General features: G+C 72.4%; 21 protein-coding genes and 1 rRNA gene. 6 read left to right on the top strand and 16 right to left on the bottom strand.

Annotated features, from left to right (window positions below):
- Positions 1-100: 100 nt before the first annotated feature.
- Positions 101-1,102, bottom strand: a complete 1,002-nt coding sequence (locus tag ACFV1J_RS26840; protein WP_385862135.1) for an NlpC/P60 family protein — start codon at positions 1,100-1,102, stop codon at positions 101-103.
- A 401-nt stretch (positions 1,103-1,503) separates the two neighbouring features.
- On the opposite strand from ACFV1J_RS26840, the gene ACFV1J_RS26845 reads away from it, so the two are divergent.
- The 6 genes from ACFV1J_RS26845 (at position 1,504) to ACFV1J_RS26870 (ending at position 9,391) form a co-directional block, all read left to right on the top strand.
- The gene (locus ACFV1J_RS26845) at positions 1,504-1,812 is read left to right on the top strand and encodes a hypothetical protein (RefSeq protein ID WP_046930918.1); all 309 of its coding nucleotides are present in this window, start codon (positions 1,504-1,506) and stop codon (positions 1,810-1,812) included.
- 693 nt (positions 1,813-2,505) lie between these two features.
- Entirely contained in the window at positions 2,506-3,366 is an 861-nt protein-coding gene (locus ACFV1J_RS26850; protein WP_385862136.1) for a hypothetical protein, read from the top strand.
- On the top strand, positions 3,356-4,681 hold the full coding sequence (locus tag ACFV1J_RS26855; protein ID WP_385862138.1) for a hypothetical protein: 1,326 nt from the start codon (positions 3,356-3,358) through the stop codon (positions 4,679-4,681). The genes ACFV1J_RS26850 and ACFV1J_RS26855 overlap by 11 nt, the downstream gene beginning before the upstream one ends.
- Positions 4,678-6,243, top strand: a complete 1,566-nt coding sequence (locus tag ACFV1J_RS26860; RefSeq protein WP_385862139.1) for an SCO6880 family protein — start codon at positions 4,678-4,680, stop codon at positions 6,241-6,243. The genes ACFV1J_RS26855 and ACFV1J_RS26860 overlap by 4 nt, the downstream gene beginning before the upstream one ends.
- Before the next feature lie 29 nt (positions 6,244-6,272).
- On the top strand, positions 6,273-7,700 hold the full coding sequence (locus ACFV1J_RS26865) for an ATP-binding protein (RefSeq protein WP_385862178.1): 1,428 nt from the start codon (positions 6,273-6,275) through the stop codon (positions 7,698-7,700).
- Entirely contained in the window at positions 7,697-9,391 is a 1,695-nt protein-coding gene (locus ACFV1J_RS26870) for a type VI secretion protein (protein WP_385862140.1), read from the top strand. The genes ACFV1J_RS26865 and ACFV1J_RS26870 overlap by 4 nt, the downstream gene beginning before the upstream one ends.
- Here ACFV1J_RS26870 and ACFV1J_RS26875 read toward each other — a convergent pair.
- The 15 genes from ACFV1J_RS26875 to rrf form a co-directional block, all read right to left on the bottom strand.
- A complete protein-coding gene (locus tag ACFV1J_RS26875) occupies positions 9,281-10,222 on the bottom strand; it encodes a thioesterase II family protein (RefSeq protein WP_385862142.1) in 942 nt (313 codons plus the stop codon). The genes ACFV1J_RS26870 and ACFV1J_RS26875 overlap by 111 nt on opposite strands.
- Positions 10,212-11,048 (bottom strand): SDR family NAD(P)-dependent oxidoreductase, encoded by an 837-nt coding sequence (locus tag ACFV1J_RS26880; RefSeq protein ID WP_385862144.1) that lies wholly within the window; start codon positions 11,046-11,048, stop codon positions 10,212-10,214. Before ACFV1J_RS26880 ends, ACFV1J_RS26875 begins: the two co-directional genes overlap by 11 nt.
- A gap of 13 nt (positions 11,049-11,061) precedes the next feature.
- Positions 11,062-11,808, bottom strand: coding sequence for a 3-oxoacyl-ACP reductase family protein (locus ACFV1J_RS26885; protein WP_385862146.1), 747 nt, complete (start codon positions 11,806-11,808; stop codon positions 11,062-11,064).
- Positions 11,809-11,840: 32 nt separating this feature from the next.
- A complete protein-coding gene (locus ACFV1J_RS26890) occupies positions 11,841-14,726 on the bottom strand; it encodes an aminotransferase class III-fold pyridoxal phosphate-dependent enzyme (RefSeq protein WP_385862148.1) in 2,886 nt (961 codons plus the stop codon).
- Positions 14,727-14,747: 21 nt separating this feature from the next.
- A complete protein-coding gene (locus tag ACFV1J_RS26895; protein WP_385862150.1) occupies positions 14,748-16,139 on the bottom strand; it encodes a beta-ketoacyl synthase N-terminal-like domain-containing protein in 1,392 nt (463 codons plus the stop codon).
- Positions 16,129-17,409 (bottom strand): beta-ketoacyl-[acyl-carrier-protein] synthase family protein, encoded by a 1,281-nt coding sequence (locus tag ACFV1J_RS26900; protein ID WP_385862152.1) that lies wholly within the window; start codon positions 17,407-17,409, stop codon positions 16,129-16,131. Before ACFV1J_RS26900 ends, ACFV1J_RS26895 begins: the two co-directional genes overlap by 11 nt.
- Positions 17,406-18,602 (bottom strand): beta-ketoacyl synthase N-terminal-like domain-containing protein, encoded by a 1,197-nt coding sequence (locus ACFV1J_RS26905; protein WP_385862154.1) that lies wholly within the window; start codon positions 18,600-18,602, stop codon positions 17,406-17,408. The genes ACFV1J_RS26900 and ACFV1J_RS26905 overlap by 4 nt, the downstream gene beginning before the upstream one ends.
- A gap of 8 nt (positions 18,603-18,610) precedes the next feature.
- Positions 18,611-19,915 (bottom strand): beta-ketoacyl-[acyl-carrier-protein] synthase family protein, encoded by a 1,305-nt coding sequence (locus ACFV1J_RS26910; RefSeq protein WP_385862155.1) that lies wholly within the window; start codon positions 19,913-19,915, stop codon positions 18,611-18,613.
- A 47-nt stretch (positions 19,916-19,962) separates the two neighbouring features.
- A complete protein-coding gene (locus tag ACFV1J_RS26915; RefSeq protein ID WP_385862157.1) occupies positions 19,963-20,541 on the bottom strand; it encodes an acyl carrier protein in 579 nt (192 codons plus the stop codon).
- A gap of 1,046 nt (positions 20,542-21,587) precedes the next feature.
- Complete coding sequence (locus tag ACFV1J_RS26920; RefSeq protein ID WP_385862160.1) at positions 21,588-22,790, bottom strand: NAD(P)/FAD-dependent oxidoreductase; 1,203 nt, start codon at positions 22,788-22,790, stop codon at positions 21,588-21,590.
- A gap of 3 nt (positions 22,791-22,793) precedes the next feature.
- A complete protein-coding gene (locus ACFV1J_RS26925; protein ID WP_385862162.1) occupies positions 22,794-23,015 on the bottom strand; it encodes a ferredoxin in 222 nt (73 codons plus the stop codon).
- Between the two features lie 16 nt (positions 23,016-23,031).
- Entirely contained in the window at positions 23,032-24,210 is a 1,179-nt protein-coding gene (locus ACFV1J_RS26930; RefSeq protein WP_385862164.1) for a cytochrome P450, read from the bottom strand.
- 42 nt (positions 24,211-24,252) lie between these two features.
- Positions 24,253-24,900, bottom strand: coding sequence for a TetR/AcrR family transcriptional regulator (locus ACFV1J_RS26935; RefSeq protein ID WP_385862166.1), 648 nt, complete (start codon positions 24,898-24,900; stop codon positions 24,253-24,255).
- Positions 24,897-25,958 (bottom strand): saccharopine dehydrogenase, encoded by a 1,062-nt coding sequence (locus tag ACFV1J_RS26940; protein ID WP_385862168.1) that lies wholly within the window; start codon positions 25,956-25,958, stop codon positions 24,897-24,899. The genes ACFV1J_RS26935 and ACFV1J_RS26940 overlap by 4 nt, the downstream gene beginning before the upstream one ends.
- 227 nt (positions 25,959-26,185) lie before the next feature.
- Positions 26,186-26,278: ribosomal RNA gene (gene rrf / locus ACFV1J_RS26945) — 5S ribosomal RNA — on the bottom strand; the annotation flags it as partial.

The raw sequence follows: 26,278 nt of genomic DNA on the forward strand, positions 1-26,278 counted from the left end.
TAGGAAACGTGACGTCCGCCCCGGGCGTTCCACTCTCCACCGGATGATCACCAGGACGTTATCGAAGCTTGACTCATCACTGCAGTTCAGGGCCCTATGTTCACGCAGCGTTCGCAGCGGGGAGCGCTTTTGCGCCATCCGAGGTGACACGGGTCGCCCCGATGTAGTCCGGTGTGTCGATCTTGTCGAACCGGATCACCGCCCCGGTGTACGGCGCGTTGATCATGTACCCCCCGCCGACGTAGATCCCCACATGGTGGATCGAACGCGGATCGTTCAGGTCGTACGCGAAGAACACCAGGTCCCCCGGGAGCAGCTCGCTGCGCTTGGGGTGGGGCCCGGCGTTCCACTGGTCGTTCGCCACCCGCGGCAGCTCGATGCCCACCGAGTGGTACGCGGCCTGGGTGAGCCCCGAGCAGTCGAACCGCCCGCCCTGCGAGGCCGTTCCCGTCCCGCCCCACAGATACGGCCGGCCGAGCTTGTCCTGGGCGTAGTAGATGGCCCCGGCGGCCTGCCGGGACGGCGCCACCGGCCCGCGCGGCGCCTCGAAGCTCTTGGCCAGGGTCGTGATGGTCTTCACGTAGTTCTGGGTCTCGCGGTACGGCGGGACGCCGTTGTACTGGATGACGCGGTACGCGCCGGCGTTGTAGGCGGCGAGCATGTTGTGGGTGGCGTCGCCCGGCGCCTTCTTCACATAGCTGGCCAGCTCACAGTCGTACGAGGCGGCCGACGGGATCGCGTCCTCCGGGTCCCAGACGTCCTTCCTGCCGTCGCCGTTCCCGTCGATCCCGTGCGTCTGCCAGGTGGCGGGGATGAACTGCGCCATGCCCTGGGCGGCCGCCGGGCTCTGCGCCTTGGGATTCCACCCGCTCTCCTGATAGAGCTGCGCCGCCAGCAGCGCGGGGCTTATGGCCGGGCAGAGCGTGCCCCACTTCTGCACCAGGTCCTGGTACGCGGCCGGCACCGCGCCCTTGGCCAGCCCGAGCGCCCGCCCGCCGACCCCGGCCAGTCCGGCCGCCGCCACGTACGTACCGATCACGAGCAGCCCGAGCAGGAGCACCAGCCCCGTCCCGAGCCCACCGGCAACCCAGAATTTCCGCACCCCCCAACCCTCCCCCATTCAGGCGCGGTTCACTGCCTTTTTCCGGCCGCGCGCTGCGCGTCGCGCGTCACACCGGCGGCACACCGGCGGCGCAGGGGGCGCGCCGCCCCGGTCCCCGACCCGCACGCCTGAGCCCCTCCCCGCCGCACCGATGATCATTGCTCACGGTTATCCCCCGTGATACACACAGTGAGACCCGTCGGCTCAATGGGTGGCCCGCACCCGCACGTACACGCCACCCCCATGGGATCCGTCGAAGAAAGGCGTCAAGTCGACTTCTGACGGCGTCTTTGTCAGCGAAGATAGAGGGCGACAGCGCGCCGACCTGCGTCGGCCGGCGCGACGGCATCATCAACGACCCATAAGGGGCGGTGAGTTCACACATGGCACCGATGTCACACATGTTCCTTGCGGCCGAAAAGGGCGACATCACCACCATCATCGGCGGAATCGCCCCGGACTGGGGCCCGTTCGGAAGCCTGGGCAACGAGGCCCGCGTGATGGTCGAAGTGGTCATGGCGGTGGCGATCCTGCTGTGCCTCGGCATCGCGATCTGGGGCGCCGCCAAACAGCGCATCGGCGCCACCGCGCTGCGCGACACCTTCAGCGCCGAACAGGGCAAGGGCCTCATCGTCGCCGGCCTGACCGGCGTCTTCATCATCGGCTCCCTGGGGACCCTGTTCACCATCGTGTACGGGATGGCGGTGTAGGGGGCGGAGCAGGGGCAGGGGGCGGCCAGGTCGAGGTCGGGGCAGCCAGGGGAAGCCGGGGGCAGAGTCAGGGACAAGCCGGGGACCAGCCCGGGGCGGGGGCGATAGGCCAACCGGGCCGACGCCCGCCCCCGCACCGCCCCTCCCGGCCCCCTCCGACCGTCCCGGCCCTCCGACCTTCCCGCTCCCCCGCTCCACCGGGCCCTCCCGGCCCTCCGGCACTGGGCGCACCGGGGCCGGCGTCCGTCCCCGCGCCGCTCCCCCTGCGCCCCCGTCCGTCCTCTCACCGCCGTCCCGTGCCACCGCCCGCTTCCACCCGGCCGCACCTCCCCTGCGAAGGCCCCATGCTGACGCCCACTCACCCCGGCCCGCCGGGCCCGCCGCGCGCCCTTCGCATCCCCGCCACCAGCGGGCCGATTGGGCTGCCCGCCGGACGGGGACAGGTGGATCCGGGGGAAGGAAGGCGCGAAAGGGCGCAAGAGGGCGACGGCCGACGCGGAGCGAGGCGGATGAGTACAAATAACCCACAGTCCCCCATTCGCCCCTGCGGCACCGCATCTGAGGAACCGTCACCGTGAGATGTACTCGTATCCCCGCGCCCGAGCTGCCGCCCGCGCGGCTACGGTCATATGTGGGCGGCACAACGACGGCACGGACGGCGACGGCGGTCAAGACAGAGGGGGCACAGGGGCGATGAGTCTCAGCGACGACGGAGGCTACGGCGGCGACGGCCACCGCGGCCCCGAGACGGGCCAGACCCGCACCAGACTTCCCGACAGCGGCGGCGACCCCTACGGCCCGGGGCGCAGGCCCCGGAACGGGCCGTCCAGCCGCAACCTCATCACGGTCGTCGGCGTGATCGTCCTGCTCCTCGCGGCCATCGCCTTCGCCAACCGCGGCGGCAGCGGCAGCACCGGGTCCGACACCTCTGGCGACTCCCCCAAGAACGCCCCCGGCCCCGCCCGCCCCACCTCCCCCACCGGCACCAAACCCGTCACCACGAAGAACGGCGGCATCGCCACGGGCTTCCCCAAGACGGAACAGGGGGCACAGTCGGCGGCGGCGAACTATGTGGTGGCGCTGAGCAGCGACGGGATGTACAACGCCGCCAGGCGGCAGGAGATCGTTCGGGCCGTATTCGCCCCCTCCGTGGCAGCATCGCGCCAGAAGATCCTCGACAAGGGGTACACCGATGCCGCATCCCTCGGACGGGTAGGCCTCAAGCCGGACGGGACCGCCCCGAAGGGCATGACGTTCGTCTCCCGTGCGACCCCGGTCGGCGCAAAGGTCGAATCGTTCAAGGGCGACACGGCGAAGGTTTCGGTCTGGTATTCCGCCCTCTTCGGACTGGCCGGTCCGCAGTCGCGGAATCCCGTGACGGAGAGCTGGCTCACCAACACATTCGACATGAAGTGGACGGGCGGGGACTGGAAGGTCACCAACTCCACGCAGAAGGACGGCCCCGCTCCGATCGGACGCGACCAAGCTGCCGCATCGGCTGAGGACATGACCAAGGCCGTCCAAGGCTATGGAGGTTTCACCTATGCCCGGTAAGCCCAAGCATCGCCGTGCGATCTCAGTCGCCGCCGCGCTCGCGAGCGTCCAAGCAATTGCGCTCACCCTGGCTACGCGGGCCATGGCAGCTCCATCACCGGGACCGGGTGACAAGAAGTGTGACCTCCTCAGTGGTCCATTCGTACATTCCTGTAAAGAGGGCAACCAATCCGGAGGGGACACGACCCCTCCCAGCCCGTTCGACAACAACCCCCTGGACCCCCTCGAATCCCTCGCCAAAGGCTGTGCCAAAGCCGCCGCCTGGATTGTGAACAAGCTGTCCGGTGCCGTGAATGCCACTTCGCAGGTGGACTTCACCAACGCGGCGTTTCTGCGGCAGTACGCCGTCGTGTTCGCCGCGTCGACCGTGCTCACGCTGGTGCTGTGGCTGCTCGCCGTGGCCAAGCGGGCGGTGCGGGGGGTGCGGCTGACGGAGGCGATCAGTGAGGCGGTCGGGTTCCTGTGGCTGACCGTGCTGGCGTCGGCGTTCACGCCGTTGATCCTTTACACCGTCGTGTCGGCGACGGACGGGGTCACCGCGATCATCGCCAAGGGCACGGGCGCGCAGACCGACACGTTCTTCGGGTCGTTCTCGCAGGCGCTGACGAAGGGCACCGACATCGGCGGCGGGCCGATCATGCTGATCGTGGTCAGCCTGGTCTCCGTGCTGGCCGCCGGTGTGCTGTGGCTGGAGCTGGTGATCCGGGCCGCGCTGCTGTACGTCGGGGCGCTGCTCGGGACGGTGGTGTACGCCGGGCTGGTCGACAAGAACATGTGGGGCCATGTGCGCCGCTGGGCCGGCATCATGATCGCGGTGATCATGGTGAAACCGGTCATCGTGATCGTGCTGGGCATCGCCGGGGCGCTCTCCGGCGACAAGGGCCCCAACGCCATCTCGGCGGTGGTGTCCGGCCTCGCCATCATCCTGCTGGCGATCTTCGCCAGCGCGGTGATCTACCGCTTCGTCCCGGGGTTCGGCGACGAGATCGCCGCCTCGCGGAACAACCGGATGAGCCGGGGCGCGGAGAACGCCGCCGCCGCGGTGCTCAGCTCCCCCGCCGCGCTGGTCTCGCAGGGCATCAAGACGCACAGCACCCGCCGCTCCGGCGGCGACGGCGGCGGCCAGCCGCAGGGCGCGCAGGGCGGCCAGTCCCGGCCGGCCGACGCGGTCTCCGGCGGCGTCGCCGCGCACAGCTCCCGCAGCGGCGGCGGCCGTGCCCCGTCCCCCGCCGCGCCCGCTCCCCGTACGAACCCCGGCCCCGACCCGAGCAGCAGCGCCCGCACCGGCAAGACAGCAGGAGGTGAGGGGCGTTGAGCACGCAGTCCCATCCGATCACACCACGACGCACCTATCTCATCGGCCGCGCCCGGCCGAACGCGATCGTCGGCAAGAACCGCGAGACCGGCGAGATCGCGCTGATCATCGCGGGCGCGTTCCTCGGCATGATGTGCGGCCTGCTGGTGCCGAGCCTGCCGCTGCGGATCGTCAGCCTCACCGGCTTTCCGATGCTGGGCCTGGCCGCCGTCTACGTTCCGTACAAGGGCCGCACGTTCTACCGGTGGTTCGAGATCCGGCGCAGTTTCCGCCGCACGGTCCGCAAGGGCGGCGCGGTCTACCGTTCGGGCGCGGCGGAGGCCGGCACCCGGCTGGACGGCCGCGAGGTGGAGATCGGCCCGCCGCCGGGCATCGGCCGGATCAACTGGCTCAGCGCACCGTTCGGCCCGGACGAGATCGCGGTGCTGCTGCACGCCGACCGGCGGACCGTCACCGCCGCGATCGAGATCGAGGGGCCGGGCGTCGGGCTGCGGGACAGCGAGGACCAGGAGGCGCTGGTCGACCGGTTCGGGACGCTGCTGAAGCACGTGGCCAACGGGGACGGCTTCGTGACGCGGCTGCAGATGCTGGCGCGTACCCTGCCCGCCGACCCGGACGCGCACGCCAAGGACGTGGCCCAGCGGGGCGACCGCAATTCCCCGCAGTGGCTGCGGGACTCCTACGACCAGCTGCAGTCGATGGTGTCGACCAGCAGTGAGCAGCACCGCGCGTACCTCGTCGCCTGTATGCACTACACCCGTGAACTGGCCGCCGAGGCCCACACCATGGCGCGGGCCGCCCGGATGCACCAGGGCGGGCTGCTGCGCAAGAAGCTCGACCGGGACGCCGGGCTCGCGGTGGTGATGGCCCGTGAGCTGACCGACATCTGCGCCCGGCTCGCCGAGGCCGACATCCGGGTCCGGCAGCCGCTCGGCCAGGCCCGGCTGGCGTCCCTGGTGCACTCGATGTACGACCCGGACCACCCCATCGACCACATCCAGGCGATGAGCAAGCGCAACGCCTGGCCGGCCGAGCTCGACGCGATGGAGCCGACGTACCTGCAGGCGAAGACCCGGGAGTCGTCGACCCGGGCGCCCTGGTGCCACGCCACCGCCTGGATCAAGGAGTGGCCGCTGACCCCGGTGGGCGTCAACTTCCTCGCGCCGCTGCTGGTCCACACCCCGGACGTGATCCGTACGGTCGCGGTCTGCATGGACCTGGAGCCCACCGAGGTCGCCATCGAGCGGATGCTGACGGAGAAGACCAACGACGACGCGGAGGCGAGCCGCGCGGCGAAGATGAACCGGGTGGTCGACCCGCGGGACGTCGCCCACCACGGCCGCGTCGACCAGCGCGGTGAGGACCTGGCGTCCGGCGCGGCCGGCGTCAACCTCGTCGGCTACCTCACCGTCTCGTCCCGGTCGCCGGAGGCGCTGGCCCGGGACAAGCGGACCATCCGGGCCTCGGCCGGCAAGTCGTACCTCAAGCTGGAGTGGTGCGACCGGGAGCACCACCGGGCGTTCGTCAACACCCTGCCGTTCGCGACCGGGATCCGCCGCTAAAGCCGCTGGGAGGCGCGTACGTCATGGCCATGCTCGATCCGCTCGGAGCGCTCACCGAGGCGTTCACCAGCTTCCTGTTCGGGAAGGTGGAGACGACACGGCTGCCGGTACGCACCTCCACCGGACAGGCCCAGGCGGTCTATCTGCCCACCGCCGCGCCCGGTCTCGGCGATTCCGGCGTGATCATCGGCCGTGAGGTCTACAGCGGCAAGGGCTACATCTACGACCCGTTCCAGCTGTACGGCCAGCAGCTGCCGGCCCCGCACTGGCTCGTGCTCGGCGAGTCCGGCAACGGCAAGTCCGCGCTGGAGAAGACGTACGTGCTGCGGCAGCTGAGGTTCCGGGACCGGCAGGTCGTGGTGCTCGACGCGCAGGGCGAGGACGGCGTCGGCGAGTGGAACCTCATCGCCCAGGAGCTGGGGATAACTCCCATCCGGCTGGACCCGACCGCCGCGCTCAACGGCGGGATCCGGCTCAACCCGCTCGACCCGTCGATCACCACCACCGGCCAGCTGGCCCTGCTGCGGACGATCATCGAGGTGGCGATGGGCCACGGCCTCGACGAGCGGGCCGGCTTCGCCCTCAAGGTCGCCCACGCCTACGTCAACGAGACGATCACCGACCGCCAGCCGGTGCTCACGGACATCGTCGAGCAACTGCGGCACCCGGAGGCCGAGTCGGCCGAGGCGATGAACGTCGACATAGACGACGTACGGGCCTGGGGTCTGGACGTGGCGCTGGTGCTGGACCGGCTGGTCGACGGTGACCTGCGCGGCATGTTCGACGGGCCGACGTCGGCGGGCATCGACCTGGACGCCCCGCTGATCGTCTTCGACCTCTCGCACATCGACCGCAACTCCATCGCGATGCCGATCCTGATGGCGATCGTCGGCGTCTGGCTGGAGCACACCTGGATCAGGCCGGACCGGAAGAAACGCATCTTCCTGGTCGAGGAGGCCTGGCACATCATCAATTCGCCGTTCGTGGCGCAGCTCTTCCAGCGGCTGCTGAAGTTCGGCCGCCGGCTGGGCCTGTCGTTCGTGGCGGTCGTCCACCACCTGTCGGACGTGGTGGACGGCGCGGCCGCGCGGGAGGCCGCGGCGATCCTGAAGATGGCGTCGACCCGGACCATCTACGCGCAGAAGGCCGACGAGGCACGGGCCACCGGCCGGGTGCTGGGCCTGCCGCGCTGGGCCGTGGAGATCATCCCGACCCTCACGCCCGGCATCGCGGTCTGGGACGTCAACGGCAACGTCCAGGTCGTCAAGCACCTCATCACGGAGGCCGAACGGCCGCTGGTCTACACCGACCGGGCGATGACCGAGTCGTCCCCGCTGCCGGCGGACGACACCCGCGCCTCCCTCGACGCGGCGGCGGACGCGGAGGCCGAGGCCCGCGCCGAGGCGATGGCGATGGAACGCCGGTGGAGAGACGAGTCGAGCGAGACGGTGGCGTGACGCGCGGATACGACGACGGGCCCTATGACGGACGGCACGGCGGACGGGACGACGGCCGGGACGGGTGGTACGCGGAGCCGCACCGCCCGCACCCCCGCGACCGGCCCGGCGGCCGGGGCCGGGGCATCCCCGACTCCCTGCTGGTCGGGCTGCTCGCCTTCCTGCTGGGCCTGACCCTGCTCGTGTGGACGGCGACCGGGCTGGCCGGGCTGTTCGCGCACGGCGCCTGGCCGAACGGCGTCGACTATTCCGGTACGCCGCTGGCCCTGCGCCATCTGGTGTCCGCGCCGCACGACATGGCCGCCGCCTGGCCGGGCACCCCCAAGGGCCAGCTCTCCGGGTACGGCCTGTTCTGGGGCATCTTCATCGGCGAGCTGATGGTGCTGCTCGTCCTGACGATCTTCGCGATGGGCACGATCACCCGCTACCGGGCCGTACGCACCGCCCGCCGGGCGAAGGCCCGGGCGGCGGCAAGGGCGGCGCGGGCCGGGCTCGTCGAGGACGCCCCGGCCGGGCCGGTCACGACGGCCGGCCCGCCCGCACCGGCCCCCTCGACCACCCCGCCCGCCGCCGTCGCACCGCCCGTACCGGCCGTACCGGAGACCCCGGCCGTACCGGAAGCCGCGGCCGTACCGCAGGTGCCGGCCGTCGCCGAGACGCCCGCCGAGGCGGCGGCAGCCGCCCCGCCCGGCCCGGTCCCCGAGCAGCGCACCGCCTCCCCGGGTCCGCCCGGGACCGTCGCCGCGGCGGGTGAACCGGCGCTGCCCCGGGTCGAGTTCACCGCCGACCGGGCCGCCGCGCGGGCCGCCGCCGCTGCCGTCGCGGCCGCCGCCCCCGGCGCGCTGATCGTCGCCACCACGGACCCGGCCCTGTGGGACGGGACCAAGGACGCCCGCGCCAAACTCGGCCCGCTGCTGACCTACGACCCCACGCACCGCCTCGACACCCCGGCCCGGATGCGCTGGTCGCCCACCGCCGGTTGTGAGGACCTCGCCACCGCGGCGGCCCGCGCGGCCGCCCTGCTCGCCCCCGTACGCCCCACCAGCACCCTGGACTCGGCGCTCGCGGACGCCGCGGAGACGCTGCTGCGCTGCTGGCTGCACGCCGCGGCGGTGGACGGCCGGCCATTCCGGCAGCTGCACCGCTGGGCGCATGCCACGGGCGGCGCGCAGGAGCCGGTGCGGATCCTGCGGACCAGCGCCCAGGCGTCCGCCGGGCAGGCCGGTGAGCTGGAGTCGGTGCTCACCGCGCACGCCGAACGCCGGGAGGCCGCCAAGGAGTTGGTCGGGCGGGCGCTGGGTGCGCTGTCGTCGATCCACATCCGGGACGCCTGCAATCCGCTGCGCGCGGATTCGCTGCTTCTCGAATCATTCATCGACGAAGGGGGAACGCTGTACGTGGTAGGCGAGCCCGTCGAGGATCCGCGTACCGACCCGGGTGCGATGCCGCTGCTCACCGCACTCCTTGCGTACGTGGTCGAGCACGGCCGCCGCATGGCCGAACGGTCATCCGCCGGCCGGCTCGACCCACCACTCACCCTCGTCCTGGACGACATCGCGGCGCTGGCGCCGCTGCCCGCGCTACCGGACCTGTTGGAGGCGGGCCGGGCCCGCGGCCTGCTGACGCTCGCGACCCTGCGCTCCCCGGAGCAGGCCCGGGCCCGCTGGCCGCACCGCTCCCTGCCGGCCTGACACCTGCCGGTCCGACAGCTGCCGCTCCGACACCTGCCCCTCCGACACCTGCCGGTCCGGGGCCGCGACGACGGCCCGCGCCAGGTCGGGCCAGTGCCGGGTGAGGTAGAAGTGGTCGCCGCCCGGGAAGACCCGCAGCCGGAAGTCCCCGGCGGTGTGCGCCCGCCAGGCGGCCGCCTCGTCGACCGTCACCAGCGGATCGGCGTCCCCGACCAGCGCGGTGACGGGGGTGGTGAGCGGCGGGCCGGGGCGGTGCCGGTAGGTCTCGACGGCCCGGTAGTCGCTGCGGACCACGGGCAGCGCCATGGCCAGCAGTTCCCGGTCCTCCAGCACCCGCGGGTCGGTGCCACCGGTGCGCCGGATCTCCTCGATCAGTCCGTCGTCGTCCCGCAGATGCACGGTGCCGCCACGGACCCGGGAGGGCGCCCAGGCGCCGGAGACGACGAGCCGCACCGGCCGGCCGGCGCCCGCCCGCTCCAGCAGCCGGGTCACCTCGTAGGCGATCAGTGCGCCCATGCTGTGCCCGAGCAGGACCAGGGGCTGCCGCCCGGTGAGCGGCTGCAGCCCCCGGCAGGCCCGGCCGGCCAGTTCGCGCAAGTCCTCCAGGCGTTCCTCGTGGAGGCGGTCGTGGCGGCCCGGGTAGCGCACCGCCAGCACCTCGTACGGCCCGGTCCCGGCCTCCGCGGCGGCCGCCGCCACGGCCTTGGCGAGCGGCCGGAACACGGCCGCGCCGCCGCCCGCGTGCGGGAAGCACACCACCCGGGCGGCCGGCTCCGCCCCGTCCCCGGCCGGCGCCGGGCCCAGCCGGCGCAGCCACCGGCTACATTCCACGGGTGTAACCCCCGTCGACGGTCAGGCTCTGCGCGGTGATCGCGGCCGCCCGACCGGACACCAGGAACCCGATCAGCTCCGCGGCCTCCCGCGCCTCGACCAGCCGGCGCAGCGGGATGCCCTTGCGGGCCTGGCGCAGCATCCGGGCCGGGTCGGCGCCGATCTCCTCGGCCTGCGCGGTGAGTTCGCGGCGCAGCATGGGCGTGTCGATCCAGCCGGGCAGGACGGCGTTGACCGTGATGCCGCGGGCCGCGAGGTCCAGGGCGAGGCCCTTGGTGTAGCCGATCAGGCCGTGCTTGGACGCGCAGTAGGCGGTGTTCCGCATCTTGCCGGCCTTGCCGAGGATCGACGAGACATTGACGATCCGGCCGTGGTCGACGAGGTATTCCAGGCAGGCGGCGGTCACCGCGAAGGTGCCGTGCAGGTTGATGTCCAGCACCCGCAGCCAGGTGTCCTCGTCGTCGGGCCCGTTCTCGTCGGCCACCCCGGCGTTGTTGACGAGGATGTCGAGGGTGCCGGCAGCCCGCAGTTCCGTGCGGAGCCGGGTGCGGACCAGTTCCCGGTCACGCAGGTCCGCGGCGACGGCCACGGCGGTGGCGCCCAGGTCACCGGCCTCCTTGACGACCGTCTCCAGCTGCGCCTCGTCCCGGTCCAGGAGGATCAGCCGGGCGGCGCCCGCCTCCGCCAGCAGCAGCGCGGTCTCCCGGCCGATGCCCTGGGCGGCGCCGGTCACCACGGCCGTCTTCCCGGCCAGTTCGCCCGGTGCGGGACCGTCGCCCGGCGCGCCGGGCAGCCCGGCCGTTCCGGGTATCGCGTGCTCACTCATGGTCGTCGTCCCCTCACGCCATCTTCAGGCCGCCGTCGATGTGGAGCACCTCGCCCGTCGCATACGTGTTGCGCGGGCTTGCCAGGTACGCCACGGCGTCGGCGATGGTCTCGGGCTCGGCGTAGGACTTCACCAGCAGCCGGCGCATGATCTCGTCCTCGCCGTGGCTGCGGATGGCGTCGGTCATCTCCGTGTTGATGACGCCGGGGGCGACCGCGTTGACGAGGATCCCGCGGGAGGCGAGCTCCACCGCCATCGCCTTGGTGAACGCCTCCAGACCGCCCTTGGCCGCCGCGTAGTTGGACTGCCCGCGGCCCGGCTTGGAGGCGGCCGACGAGGAGATGTTGACGATCCGGCCGTAGCGCTGACGCATCATCAGGGGCGCCACGGCCTGGACGGTGAGCATCGGCGCGACCAGGTTGGTGGCCAGCACCTGCTCGATGTCCTTCAGGCTCTGGTTGACCAGCAGTTCGTCGCGGGTGATGCCGGCGTTGTTGACCAGCACGTCGACCCGCCCGAAGGCGGCCCGTACGCCCGCGACCAGCGACCGCGGCACGTCGGGGTCGGAGATGTCCCCCTGGAAGAGTTCGACGCGGCGGCCGAGGGCGGCGATCTGCTCGGCGGCCTGCTCCGCCTCGCGGGTCGCGCTGCGGTAGTTGAGCGCGATGTCCGAGCCGCCCTCCGCCAGTTTCAGGGCGATGGCCCGGCCGATGCCCCGGCTGCCGCCGGTCACCAGCGCCACCTGGCCTTCGAATTCCATGATGTCCTCTCGCACGTGGGTGAGGTCCGGTCTCAGACCGAGTGGGCGCTCTTGTAGTCGGCCAGCCGCAGCCCGTGCGCCTCGGCCAGCGCCGCGATGTCGATGACCTGCTGGCGGCTGATGTTCCCGTAGGAGTAGTGCTGGTCCAGGCCGGAAAGGCCCATCAGCGCGGTCTCCGCCATGCACGCGAACAGCTGGCCGGCGTCCAGGAAGGCGCGCGCCGACGGGTGCAGGCTCTCGCCGTTCGGCGTGGCGACGATCCCGCCGAGCATGTACGCCAGGTCCGGCCGCTGCTCGGTGACGCCCGGCACCACGTTGTTGGGCACCGCGATGTCGCAGATCACCGCGCCCTCAGCGAAGTGCTCGCCGGTCAGGAACGGTTCGGGGCTGTTGGACGCGGCGAGCACCAGCTGCGCCTCGCGCAGCGCCGCACTGTCCTGGGTGACGGTCAGGAACGGATCGCTGCCGTAACGCTCCTGAAGGTACTCGGCGATGGCCCGGCCGCGCCCGGCGTCGTCGTCGCCCGGCCCCTCGGCCAGCCACTTGGTGACCAGCGGCTCCTCCGCCAGCCGCGCCGGGATGCCGGTCAGTTCGCCGCCGGCCGCGATCCGCGACCAGCACTCCTGGTAGATGCCGTGCACCGTGTTGCGCAGCCGCCGGGCGGAGCCGTCGCGGCGGCTGCCGACCAGCACGATCCGCCCGAGCCGCTCGGCGAACAGCTGGCTGTAGACCGACGCGATGTTGCCGGCCGCGCCGACCACGGCCAGCGTGGCGTCCTCGACCTTCCAGCCCCGGTCCCGCGCGCCCCGCTCCATCGCCTGTACGCCCATCGCCACGGTCAGCGCGTTGCCGGACGTCAGCGCGATGCCCGGGACCCGCAGCGAGGTGCAGTTGTTCGTGACGATCGAGGTGTACATGCCCAGGCCGGCCACCGTGCAGCCGTCGTCGCGGGCCGCCTGCACCCGCTCCTCGATGTCCGCGCGGATCCCCGCCACATCACCGGAGGCGAGGTAGCCGCCCATCTGCTCGGACGACACCATCAGCGGGTAGAGGGCGAACTCCACGGCACTGCCCAGCGGCGAGTCGATCCGTACGCCGGGGTAGGGCGCGGCCTTCTTGACCGGGTCCATGCCCAGCACGAACGAGCGCAGCGCGGCGTCGCTCAGGTCGGCCAGCGCCGGGTCGACCTGCCGCAGATGGGCGGGTTCGATGAGGTGGTTGAGGAACGCGACCTTGCGCACCGGCCCGGTCACCGGCCGCGGCGCGCCCTGCTCGTAGCCGGGCAGCGCGCCCCGGAAGTCCCGGATCTCGGCGCGCGGCTTGGCGATCCGGCGGTCGCTGGCCGGGTGCACCAGGTGCAGCGTGTCCTCGTACCGCAGGATGCGGCAGAGCCGGTCCAGCGCCCCGCGCAGCTGCTCGATCTCCTCGTCGGTGAGGTACGCGGACGGCTGGATGCGCAGCACGTTGCCGGCGCTGCCGGTCGGCGCGATGCGGATGCGTTCCTGCCGCAGCAGGTAGCCGGAGAGCAGATAGCCCAACGACCCGGTGTAGGCGCTGCCGCGCAGCACCATCGAGCGGGCCCCGCCCTGGTCGCGCAGCTGCACACCGACGAACAGGCCCTTGCCGCGGACGTCCTCGATGACGTCGGGGTAGGCGGCCTTCAGCTCGCCCAGCATCGCGGTGAGCTGCTCGCCGCGCTCGGTGACCTGCCGGTAGAGCTGCCCGTCGTCGGCCTCCAGCAGCTCGACGACCTTCCGGGCGATCGCCGACGAGAAGTCGTCCATGGCGAACGTGGAACTGTGGATGATGTCGAACTCGCCCTGGTAGAGCGACGCGCGGACCAGCATCGCGGAGATCTTGGCGAGGCCGCCGCCGAGCGACTTGGACAGCGTGTAGTAGTCGCCGCGCAGCCCGATCAGCGAGCTGGCCAGGAACGCGCCGCAGCGGCCCAGGCCGCTCTGCACCTCGTCGATGATCAGCGCGGTGCCGACCTTGTTGCAGAACAGCCGGATGGCCCGGCCCTGTTCGACGGTCAGCGCGTGGATGCCGCCCTCGCCCTGCACCGGCTCCACCAGGAACGCGGTGATCACCGGCAGGTCCCGCTCGACGACCCGGACCCGCCCGCCGTCGGTCTCCACGTCGAGCAGCGTCACCCGCTCCTCGTCGGCGATCTCGTCCAGCAGCTCGGGCCGGTCCATCGGCACGAACCGCACCCGCGTCCCGAGGTGCGCGAACGGCGCCCGGAAGCCGCTGTTGTACGTCAGCTGGACGCTGCCGACGAGCTTGCCGTGGAAGGACCGCTCCAGCGCCAGGAACAGCGGCCGGGTGGCCAGCGCCGCCGCGTTGTGCGCCCCGACCGCCGCCAGCAGCGCCTCGATCCCGCCGCCCTCCGGCGCCCGCTCCCGCACCGCCGCGGCGCGGAAGGCGTCCTCGTCGACGACGGCCTCGCCCCGGCCGACCGCCTCCCGGGCCCGCTCCACATGGGCGGCGACGGTGTCGGCGAGCTCCGTGACGGCCCGGACCCGGACCAGCTCGGCGTGCTTGACGGCCGCCTCGACGGCCTCGGCGCCGCTGTTGCCGAACGTGGCGATGTACGGCTCCTTGCCGGAGGTCTCCCGCCGGATGACGTCGCTGAGCGCGGCGCCGAGCCGGCCGGCCTCCTCCCGCAGCGAGAACTGGGCGTGCACGGCCCGCCGCTGGTCGAGCAGATCGTGCGCATGGGCGACGATCTCCGGGTGGTTGTGGCCCAGGATCAGCGAGCCGTAGCCGCCCATCAGGTCCAGGACGGGCACCTCGGCGCCCTGCTCGTCACGGTGGTGGAGGGTGTTGCCCTCCGCCCGGACGTACTCCACGTCCAGCCCCAGGGCGGTGAAGATCCGGCCCATCTGAGGCTGCACGAACTCGGTGAACTGCGACATGTGTTGGTGTCCCCTCGTGCGTCAGTCCGTGTGCGGCCGCTGGGCCAGCAGTGCTCCGGCGAACCCGTTGAAGGTGCTGTGCAGGCTCAGCACCGAGTCGATCCGCCGCCTCCTGGGCGCGCCCATGACGAAGTCGGTGCCGTCGTCCGGCGGCGTCCGCAGATGCGCGATCGGCGGCAGCTCCCCGGTGGCGAACAGGTGGGGTGCCAGGGCGAGTTCGGCCAGCGGCCCGGCGGCACCGAGGGTGCCGGTGACCGGCCGCAGCGAGCCGACCGGCACCCCGCTGTCCTTCAGCAGCGCCCGCAGCAGCTCCGCCTCCGCGGCGTCGTGCCGGACGGTGCCCTTGCCGTCGGCGAGGACCGCGCCGAGGGTGTCGGGCGTCAGACCGTGCTCGGTCAGCAGCCCGCGCGGGCCCTCGGCGAGGGCGGCCGGGCCGACACCGCTGTCCACCGCCGGGCGCAGCGCCGCCCCCAGGAACGTCACCAGTGGCCGCGCCCCGCGCGCCGCCGCGTCCCCGGCCCGCTCCAGGACCAGCGCCACCGCGCCCTCGGCCAACACGGTGCCGTCCCGCTCGGCGTCGAAGCTGCGCAGCGCCGCCCCGTCGGGGCCGCCGGGCGTCAGATGGCCGGCGCGGTACTGCGCGGCCAGCTTCAGCGGCTCGTTGTAGCTGCCGGCACCGACCACCAGCGCGGTGTCGCAGGTCCCCTCGCGCAGCGTGAACGCGGCCCGCTGCAGCGCGCCCAGCGCCGCCCCGGCGTCCTGCACGAACGCCGCACAGTCGCCCCGGAACCGCTGCGCGATGCTGATCAGCGCGAGGGTGTTGTTGTTCAGCGCCCGGATGACCGTGAACGGGTTGAAGGTGGCCGCGTTGCCGAACGCCTCCGCCACCAGCCGCGTCAGGTTCACCCCCGCCTCCGGCGAGTGGTCCGTGCGGGCGTTGTCCAGCGCCTTGTGGAACGCCGCCGCGCTCAGGTCGGTGGAGTCGTCCTGTGCGACGTACAGCCCGCGCCGCTCCTCCGGCACCTGCTGCCAGCTCTCCCCGGCCGCCGCCATCGCGTCCTGCGCGGCGAGCACCGCGTTGAACGTGAACGGCGTCCCGAACTTGCGCAGTTTGTGCGGGACGCTGTCCCGGCTCTCCTCCTGGAGTGCGTCCGGTACGTGCCCGAAGTGGCTGATCTTCCGGGTCCGCACGTACGGGTCCCGGTACGGCGAGAGCGCCGGCTGCGCCTCGCGCCAGGCCGACCACAGCGCCTCGGGGCCGCGCCCGGTCGGCAGCACCGCGCCGATACCGGTCACGACGATCGCGTCCGGGTCGAAGGCCGCACGGGAGGTGTCGGGGGTGTGGGGGGTGTGGGGGTGGGTGTTGTCGTGGAGCTCGTCCGAGGGGTTCGTACTCGGGAGGTCAGTCGTCATAACCGCGTACCACCAGACTGGCGTTGAGGCCGCCGAAGCCGAAGGAATTGCTCACTGCCACCGACACCTCCTGGTGCCGGGCCTTGTCCGGGACGTAATCGAGATCGCAGGCCGGGTCGGGGTTCGTCAGGTTGAGGGTGGGCGGCACGATGCCGTCGCGCACCGACAGCACCGTCGCGATCAGCTCGGGCGCGCCGGCCGCCGCGATCAGATGCCCGAGCATCGTCTTGTTGGCGGTCACCGCCAGCTTCCGGTAGTGCTCACCGCCGGCGAAGACGTCCTTGATCGCCCGGGTCTCGATCGGATCGTTGAGGGGCGTGGACGTGCCGTGCGCATTGACCGAGTCCACCGCCTCCGGGGCCACCCCGCCGTCCGTCAGCGCCCGCCGCATCGCCAGCGCCGCCCCCACACCGTCCGGATGCGGGGCGGTCACCTGATAGGCGTCCAGGGAGCTCCCGAAGCCCGCCACCTCGGCGTAGACGGTCGCACCGCGCCGCCGGGCGCTCTCCTCGCTCTCCAGCACCAGCATCGCGGCGCCCTCGGCGGCGACCAGACCGCTGCGGTCCCGGTCGAAGGCGCGGCACAGCCGGTCCCCGAACAGCTCGGACGTGGACGGCGCCCCCAGCAGGTGCAGCCCGGTCATGGTGGGCAGGTTCAGCACCGAGTCGGCGCCGCCCACCACCATCGCGTCCACCTCACCGCGCCGGATCATCCGGAACCCGTGCCCGATGGCGTGCGTGGCGCCCGCACAGGCGGTGCTGAAGTTCAGCGCCGGGCCGCGCAGCCGGTGCCGGGCCGCGATCCCCGCGGCCAGCGCGTCATTGGTGCAGAACAGGCCGCTGGACCGGTCCAGTTGGTCGCGCCGCGCGTACAGCGCCTGCCAGCTGGGCCGCCCGTCCTCGCCGAGGGCCGGCAGCAGCTCCAGCGGGTCGCGCTCCGGTACGCCCGAGCCGACCGCGGTCCCGATCCGGCCCGCCGGCCGCGCCCCGTCCCCGTCGGCCGCCAGACCGGCGTCGGCCAGCGCCTGACCGGCCGCCGCCAGCCCGAACCGCACCCGCCGCTCCACCGGCTCCGCATCGGCGCCGTACCGCGCGGCGAACGCCGCGTCGTCGACCGGCGCCGCATAGCGCACCGGGAAGTCGTCCACGCCCGGCGGCTGCCAGGCACGGATCGCCGAGCGGCCCTCGCACAGGCCCTCCCACATGGTCTGCCAGTCGAGCCCCAGTCCGCAGACGGCGCCCAGTCCGGTCACCACGACGCGGCGGCTCATGATCCGGCTCCTTCCAGTACGACGGCACACACCTGACCGCGTGCGCCGCAGGCCAGCACCAGCGCCCGGGAGACCGGCAACGGCTCCTCGCGGACGGTTTCCCCGTCGTCCGCGAGGAGCCGCCCGGTGGCCAGCCCGTGCAGCGCCAGCAGCACATGGGCCAGCGGGTGGGCGGGCCCGAGCACACCGGTGGCCCGCCCGGCACCGGCCACCGCGGGCCACCCGCCGGCCGGCCCGAAGACCTGGCCGAGCGCGGCCCGCTGGGCCTGTTCACCGGCCGCCGTCCACCCGGCGTCCGGCAGCACCCAGCCGATCCCGGCGGCGTCGGTGCCGGCCATCGCCAGCGCCGCCCGCACCGCCTCGGTGAGCGCCTCGGTCAGCTCCGCACCGTCCGCACCGAACCCGCGCCCGTAACCGGCCAGCCGCACCGCCGGTACGTCCCGCGCCGCCGGACCGTCCGGCGCCGCCACTACGTCCTGCGTACGCCGGGCGACGAGGAACGCGGCCCCCTCCCCGGGGGCGGCGCCGGTCCAGCCCAGCTCCTCGTACTGCGGGAACAGCAGCGGATGCACCTTCGGGCTGACCGCACCGATGACGGCCGCCTCGTTCTCGCCCTCGGCGACCGAGAGCACCCCGTCGACCAGCGCCGCCAGGCCCGCATCCGAGAACGGCGAGTACGCGGCCATCGCACCCGTCAGCCCGAACGCCGCCGAGATGTGCGCGGCGGCCGTGCTGTTGAGGTGGGACAGTCCGCTGAACGGCGGGACCTCCCGCCCGTAGAGCGCCGCCACCGCACCGGGCGAGTCGTCCGCCGCCCGGCGCAGCCCGTCCAGGGCGGCGAACCGCAGCAACTGCTCGTCGACCGTGGGCAGTCCGAGGTACAGCCCCCAGCCCTCCCCGCCCACCGGGCCGGTCACCCCGGCCCCGGTCAGCGCCAGCCGCGCCCCGTAGAGCGCCGTCCGGGCCTGCTTCTCGGAGGTCCGCAGCACCCGCCGGTGCACGCCGAGCGTCGCCGCGTCCGGGTCGTCGACGAGGAAGACGGTGCCCGCGCCGGGCCAGGTGTCCGCGAGCGGCTCGTAGGGCCGTCCGGTGTCCTTGCCGGCCACCAGGGCCTCCCACAGCGAGGCGGTGTCCGCGCCCGCCGCGGTGTATAAGCCGGGTGCGGTCAGCCGCACCCGATCGAGGTTCGTCATCGCCTTGCTCACCCCGCCTGCGCCAGGATCAGCGCACAGTTCTGCCCGCCGAAGCCGAAGGAGTTGGACAGCACCGTGGTCACCGGCGTGTGCCGCTGCTCGGTGACGATGTCCAGGCCGCGGGTCACCTCGTCCGGCTCGTGGAAGTTCAGGGTCGGCAGGACCGCCTGCCGCTGCAGGCTGAGCACCGACAGCACCGCCTCGGCCGCCCCGCTGTTCGCCAGCGAATGGCCCATCGCGGACTTGTTGCCGGTCACCGGGATCCGGCCCACCCGCTCCCCGAACACGGTGTGCAGCGCCGCCGCCTCACAGGTGTCGTTGGCCTCGGTCGAGGTGCCGTGCGCATTGACGTGGTCGATGTCGTCCGGGGTCAGCCCGCCGTCCGCGAGCGCCGCCCGGATACAGGTGGCGTAGTCGGAACCGTCCCGGGAGCTGGACGTCATCTTCACCGCCTCGGTCACCCCGGCGTAGCCGGCGACCCGGGCCAGGACGCGGGCGCCCCGGGCCTCGGCGTGCGCCCGCGACTCCAGCACCAGGAACGCGGCCCCGTCACCGATGACGAACCCGGAACGGTCCTTGTCGAACGGCCGGCTGAGCTCCGCCGCGTCCCGGTCCCCGGCGGGCGCCAGCGCACCGATCCCGTAGAACGCGGCCACCGAGGTCAGCGTCGTCAGGCTCTCCGCGCCGCCGGCCAGCGCCACGTCGAGCGTGCCGCTGCGGATGTAGCGGTACGCACTGCCGATGGCCATCCCGCCCGCGGCACAGGCGTCCGCGTGCGTCTCCAGCACACCGGCCGCACCGAACCAGTCGGCCAGCCGCGCGGTGGCGGTGTCCGGCTGGATCCGCTCGTACCGCCGCGGGTCCGGCCCGCCCGCGTCGAGGTAGCCGTCCAGGTCCAACGCGCCCGCCTCGTAGTCCACGTGGCCGGCCAGCGCGGCGAGTTCGGCGGGCTCCATCACCATGCGGTTGCAGGCGAGGAAGACCCCGCCGCGCTCGGAGTCCAGGCGCCGCGGCAGTCCGCTGCGCTCCCAGGCCTGGGCGGCGGCGTGCCAGGCGAGCGCGCCGGCCGGACCCAGCGGACCGGCCTCCGGCGGCACCGCCTCCTCCAGGGACCGCCGCACCTCGGGGTCGATGTGTGCCGAGACGGCGCAGGGCACGCCCCACTCCTTGTGGAGCGGGTGCTCGGCGATGAGGGTGTTCCCCTGCGCGAGATGGTCGAACAGCGCCTCGGGGTCGGTCAGTCGACCGGCCACCAGGCCGATCCCGGTCACCACGACCTCGTGACCGGCCCCGGTGGGTATGTGGGGATTCACTTGCTTTCCTTTCGCACGTCGAACGCTTCGGCGGCGGCCGGTTCCGGTCAGCCGACGGGCTGGGCCTGCCCCAGGGCGGCCAGCGCCGCACGGACGCCCTCGGCCATCACCTCGTCACCGGTGACCGGCTCCAGCGCGGCACCGCAGCCGGCGCACTGGACCTTGCCGGACGGCGCGATCTGCGCCTTGTCGGCGGCGCACTCGGTGCAGGTCTCGGGAAGGTGGTCGAAGATCCGGTGGGTGAACGCGGCCCAGTGCGCGCTGGTGGCCGCCGCGGCGACCTCGTACGGGCGCATCCCGGCGTGCACCTGCTCCTCGCTGTAGCCGAAAGCGCTGCGCCGCAGCACCTCGGCGGCCAGCTCGGAGATCCCGCCCCGCTCGTCGTAGAGCTGCTCCGACCCGCCGAGCGCCGACGCCAGCTGGTCGAGGACATTGGACTTGGGCAGCGCCACGCCGAGCTTGGTCTCCATCTCGAAGCGGAACTCGACCAGGTCGAGGGATTCCGCCCCGAGGTCGGCGACGAGCGTGGCGTCCGCGGTGATCTCGTCGACGCTGCTGCCCAGCACCTGCGCCAGGCCCTCACGGACGATGTCGTGGATCCGGTCTGCCTCGTAGGGGTTCTGCATGGTTCTCTCCTCGTTTCGAAAGCACTGTGCACGCCACCTTTTACCGGCCATGGAAAACGCTGGAAAACGGCAGCGAAAATTACCTGGCGGCACGTTTCGACGACCGGCCGAAAACCGGAAGGAAAGTGCGAAGAAAGGGCATCCCTGGGGTATCCCTGGGGCATCACTGAACGCAACCGCAACGGTTCCCGGTTTTCACGACACGGCTTGAGCAAAGCCGGAATGAACTACTGGAAAACCGTCCGGAAATTCAGGTCAGGACACTCGACAGAGGTGGCGGCCGTCATCACGGCCCACCCGTCCCAGGGACACAGAACACCGGGACCCTCTCCCGAAAAGCGGGAGGCCCGGACACCGGACATCGTTTACGGACACCGATTCAGACATCGCTTCAGACATCGCTGAACGCGTTACACATGCTATCCCCCGTAGCAAATGATCCCCCGATACCTGCTTACACAGGAACAGGCCGTAAAGCGTCGGCGGCCACCTCGTCGTGCCCCACCGAAAGGCCTGCACCGCCTCTCCCGGAGGCGCGATAAAAACGTTACCAGAGCCGCACAGAAGCGTCACGGGAATGTGCGATAGGTCACGTGACCCAATCGCTTCCCCGCGGGGTCAACTCAAATGGTTCCGTGGTAATGAAAAACTTAACGTGGGATTCACATACCCCCGGTCCGGTTTTCCCGGGCTCCGGTTCGCATTCACATACTCCCGGTCCGGTTTTCTCGGCTCCGGTTCCCGCATCCCGGACATTCCCTAGGCTTTCCCGAGGCCTTTCCCGAAGCCGACACCCCGGGCGACCCGGCACCCGCTCCCGGCCCCCCAGCCCCCGGACGCCCGGTCCCCAGCCGCCGCTCCCCGGTCCCGGGCCGCCAGCCGCCGGCCGCCCGGCGCCCACCCGGAATACCGCCCCGCCCGGCCCCGTTGTGGCCCGAAGGGGCCCTCGCACCCCCTAAGGGATCCGTTCGACACCCCCTAAGGCCCCTCCAACTCCCCACCCCACCCCGCCCCGAACCACCCCCTGCCCTACCCTCTCCAGCCCCCTACCCCAACCGCCGCGCGTACCCCGGCAGCAGCTTCCCCTGGTTCACGCTCACCGCACCCACCAGCCGCTCGCCCCGGTAGTGCGCCACCAGCACCGCACCCTCCGCGGCGGACCCCGCCTCCACCACCTCACGGTCACCCGTACCCGGCAGCCCCACCGACCGGATCCGCAACCCGAACGCCGCCGTCCAGAACGACGGCACATGCGCATACGGCTCGGCCGCCGCCGGCCCCGCCAGCAGATTGCGCCCCGCCAACTCCCCCTGCGCGGCCGCATTGCTCCAGTGCTCCAACGGAACCGGCCCCTCCGCCGTCCGCACCGCCTCACACCACGCCGCGTCCCCGGCCACCACCACCGCCGGATCCACCGCACCCGCACCCGCCGCACCACCGGCACCACCCGCGGCCCGCGCGAACAGCCGCTCGTCACAGTGGATCCGCCCCGACGGCAACGCCAGCCCCGACCCCGCCAGCCACCCCGTGGCCGGCACCATCCCGATCGCCACCACCACCAGCGACGCGGAAGGCTCCGCCCCGTCCGCCAGCACCACCGCCCGCACCCGGCCGTCCCCGGCCGCCGCGAAACCCCGTACCCCCACGCCCAGCCGCAGCGCCACCCCGGCCCGGCCCGCCGCCTCCGTCACCACCTCCGACACCGTGCCACCCAGCGCCCGCAGCGGCGCACCGAACGGCTCCACCAGCGTGACCTTCACCCCCAGCCCGCTCAGCGACGACGCCAGCTCCACCCCGACGAACCCGGCCCCGACGATCACCACCTCATCGGCCCCGCCGTCCACCGCCGCCCGTAACCGCCGGACGTCCGCGAGCCCCCGCACCGTCAGCACCCCGTCCGGCACCCCGGCCCCGGGCCACTCCCGCGCCTTCGCACCCGGCGCCAGCACCACCCCGTCGTACGGCAGCTCCGCACCATCGGCCAGCCGCACCCGCCGCCGCTCCCGGTCCAGCCCGACGGCCGCGGTCCCCCGGATCCAGCGGGCGCCGAACTCCCCGTCGCCCGCCAGCCGGATGTCGTCCCCGGTCATCGTCCCGGCCACCACCTGCTTGGTCAGCGGCGGCCGGTCGTAGGGCAGTTCCGGCTCGTCCGACACCACCGTCAGCCGGCCGTCGAACCCCGCCTCCCGCAGCGACCCGGCGGCCCGCACCCCCGCCAGGCCCGCCCCCACCACGACGACCTCGCGCAACGCTCAGGCCCCCTCGACCGCGAGCGCCCGTACCGGACAGGCCCGCACCGCGGCGGCCACCTTGCCCGCCAGCCCGTCCGGCACCTCCGGCGCCACCACCAGCTGCTCGTCGTCATCGAGCGTGAACACCTCGGGCGCCACCAGCGCACACTGCCCGAGCCCGTCACACACGTCCCGGTCGACCCGGATCTCCACCATTCCGCCATCCCCCACGTTCTCGGTCACACTTCCTGACGTACCGTCAGCGCTCGTACCGCAGCGGCAGCTCCACCAGCCCGCGGATCGCATCCGACGGCAGCCACCGCACCTCCTCCGCCGGCACCGCCAGCTCCAGCGTGCCGAACCGCCGCAGGATCTCGGTCAGCGCGATCGTCGCCTCCTGGCGGGCCAGCCGCTGCCCCAGGCAGAAGTGCGCCCCCACCCCGAACGACAGGTGCTGCGCGGTCGCCCTCCCGATGTCGAACGCATGCGGATCGTCCCGCACCTCGGGATCCCGGTTCGCCGCGTTCAGCAGGAACCGCACCAGCTCCCCCTTACGGATCACCACCCCGCCCGCCTCGACGTCCTCCAGCGCCACCCGGTTCACCGTCGTCATCGCCGACCCCCGGAACCGCAACGCCTCCTCCACCGCCGCACCGACCAGCGACGGATCCGCCCGCAGCGCCGCCAGCTGCTCCGGATGCGCCAGCAGATCGTGCAACGCGTTGGCCAGCAGATTCGTGACCGTGTCATGCCCCGCGATCAGCAACACCGCGGCGAACGACGACAGTTCCTCATCGCTCAGCGCACCCCCGTCCTCGAACCGCGCCGCGATCAGCTCACTGAGCAGGTCCTCGGTCGGCCGCTCCCGCTTCGCCCCGATCAGCCCGATGCAGTACCCGAACAGCTCCGCGGCCGCCGACTGCATCGCCTCCAGCGACGGCGCCGCCGAGATGTCCATCGCCCACTGCCGGAACGGATCCCGATCCTCCGCCGGCACCCCCAGCAGCTCGCAGATCACCTCCAGCGGCATCGGATACGTGAACTCCTCGATGAAGTCCGCCGTACCGCGGTCGCCCAGCTTGTCCAGCAACTGGTCGGTGATCTCCGCGATCCGCGGCTCCAGCTGCCGCACCGCCCGCGACGCGAACGCCGCACTCACCAGCCGGCGGTGCCGCGCATGATCCGGATCGTCCTGCTCCAGCAGCATCACCGCCATCCCCGGCACCAGCGCCCCGTGCGGCGCATGCGTGTGCACATCGTTGGACAGCCGCGGATCGCTCAACAGCTCCCGCGTCAGCGCCGCCCCGAGCACCGTCCAGGTCTCCAGCCCGTTCAACTGCCGGGTACGGATGATCCCGTGGCTCTTCGCCAGCCGGTCCAGCTCCTGCTCCAGCCCCGCCGTCGATGCCAGCTCGGCCAGATCCACCACTACGGTCATGACGTACTTCCCCCTGATTCCGCCTGGTTGACCCCGGAACGCTCAGTCCCGGAGCAATTGCACGGCAAACTGCGCCAGTTGCTCATCCATCGCGGACGACCGGCTGCCGGCGATCCCCGAACGCATCAGGGCCGCCCCCTCGACCAGCGCCACGAACGTCTCGGCCCGGGCCCGGCAGAACTCACCCGACCAGTCCGGCCGCCCCTGCTGCACGTACGCCTCCACATGGGCCACGTACTTCCGGTAGAACTCCCGCACCACGGTGGCGATCTCGTCGTCCCGCGCCGCCAGCGCCCACACCTCGACGTACAGCCGGACCAGCTGCGGATCCTCCTGCTCGGCCAGGACCACCCCGACCACCTCGTCGGGGTTCGCCGGCCCTTCCGGGAGCTCCATGGCCGACGGGTCGTCCCGCACCATCCGCAGCCCCGTCGTCTCCGCCAGCCGCTCCAGCGAACGCTCCAACGCCCGCTCCAGTACGGCCTTGATCAGATCGGCCCGGGTCGGGAAGTAGTGCTGAAGATGCCCGACCCGCACCCCCGCCTCACCGGCGATCGCCCGCAACGAGGCATCCGACCCCTTGGCCACCAGCACGGCCTCCGCCGCGTCCAGCAGACTCGTCCGCCGGATGGTGCCCTGCCGCGTCAGCGTCGAGCCCTTCCCGGGCCCGCCGTCCTTCTCCTCGCTCATGACACCTCGACCCCGACACCGGCCTTCTCCAGCGCCGCCACGACGTCCTGCGGCACCGGCGTCATCTCCGGGAACACCACCCCGCGCGGCGCGGCCGCCCCGTCCTCACCCAGCACCCGGCGCAGCCCCAACAGGCCGCCCAGCGCGGTGAGATGGGCCTGCCCTGCCGGGTCCGTCAGCACCGCCGTACGCCGCTGACCACTCCGCCCGCGCACATCGATCCGCAGGCACGCACTGCCGCCCTCACCGGGCGAATACAGCATCGACCGCCGCGTCGACCGGAACCTGTCGCCGCGCCCCCACCGGAAGAACCCGGTCTTCTTCAGGGCCAGCAGCGTCGACGTCGACGAGTTGGCACTGAACCCGATCCGCGTGAGGGCGGTGTCCACCCCCAGCACCAGCGGCAGCGTGAACTGCTCCGGCGTGTCGATCCGCGCGACCTTCGTCCGGTGCTCCCCGATGGTCACCTGACCGGCCCCGGTCAACGGCATGATCATCTTCCGCTGCCCGCCCTCGGTCACCTCGTAGTCCAGGCCCAGCCGGTCCATGAACTCCACCGAGTCCGTACCCGCCCGGTCCTTCAGGTCGTACCGGATCGCGATCTCCACCGCCGACGCCCCGCCGACCTCGGCCGCCAGCGCGGCCGCGACCAGCGCCGTCACCCCGCCCATCCAGCTCGACGACAGCAGCACCGGCGCCTTCGGCGGATGCACCGCCGCCACCGCCACCGCCCGCTGCAGCCGCGCCGTCCACCGCGTGATGTCCACATACGGCACACCACCGCGGATCGCCGCCAACAGCACCCGGTCGTCAGGGTCGTTCACCGTGCTGATCACGGCCCGTACCTTCGCCGAGAACGGCTCCGGATCACTCAGATCCCACCGCCGCACCGACGCCCCGACCTCCTCGGCCAGCGCCTTCCCGCGCTCCGGCGTACGCCCCGTCAGGAGCAACGGCCACGAAGGGGCCGCCAACCGCGCCAAATCCCCGCCAACGGTCCCATAGCCGCCCACCACAAGAACCGGGCCCGTCACATCAAGCTGGATGTCATCGTCCACACATCCGAGACTAGGTCACGCGACCTAGAAACACAACGACGATCTACGTCACACAGGGCCGGCGCCACCGCGCTCGGCACCGCGACCCCGCACCGTGCCCCGCCGCCGGCCCCCGCCCGGCCCGCCGGGCAACGCCGTCACCGCACCCCTCCCGCAGCCCCAGAACGCAAAAAAGCCTCACCCCGAGTCGAATTACTTCAACTCGGGGTGAGGCTTCATTAAAATTTGTTCGGCGGCGTCCTACTCTCCCACAGGGTCCCCCCTGCAGTACCATCGGCGCTGAAAGGCTTAGCTTCCGGGTTCGAAATGTAACCGGGCGT

It is taken from the genome of Streptomyces sp. NPDC059649 (assembly GCF_042734445.1).
Classification (GTDB): domain Bacteria; phylum Actinomycetota; class Actinomycetes; order Streptomycetales; family Streptomycetaceae; genus Streptomyces.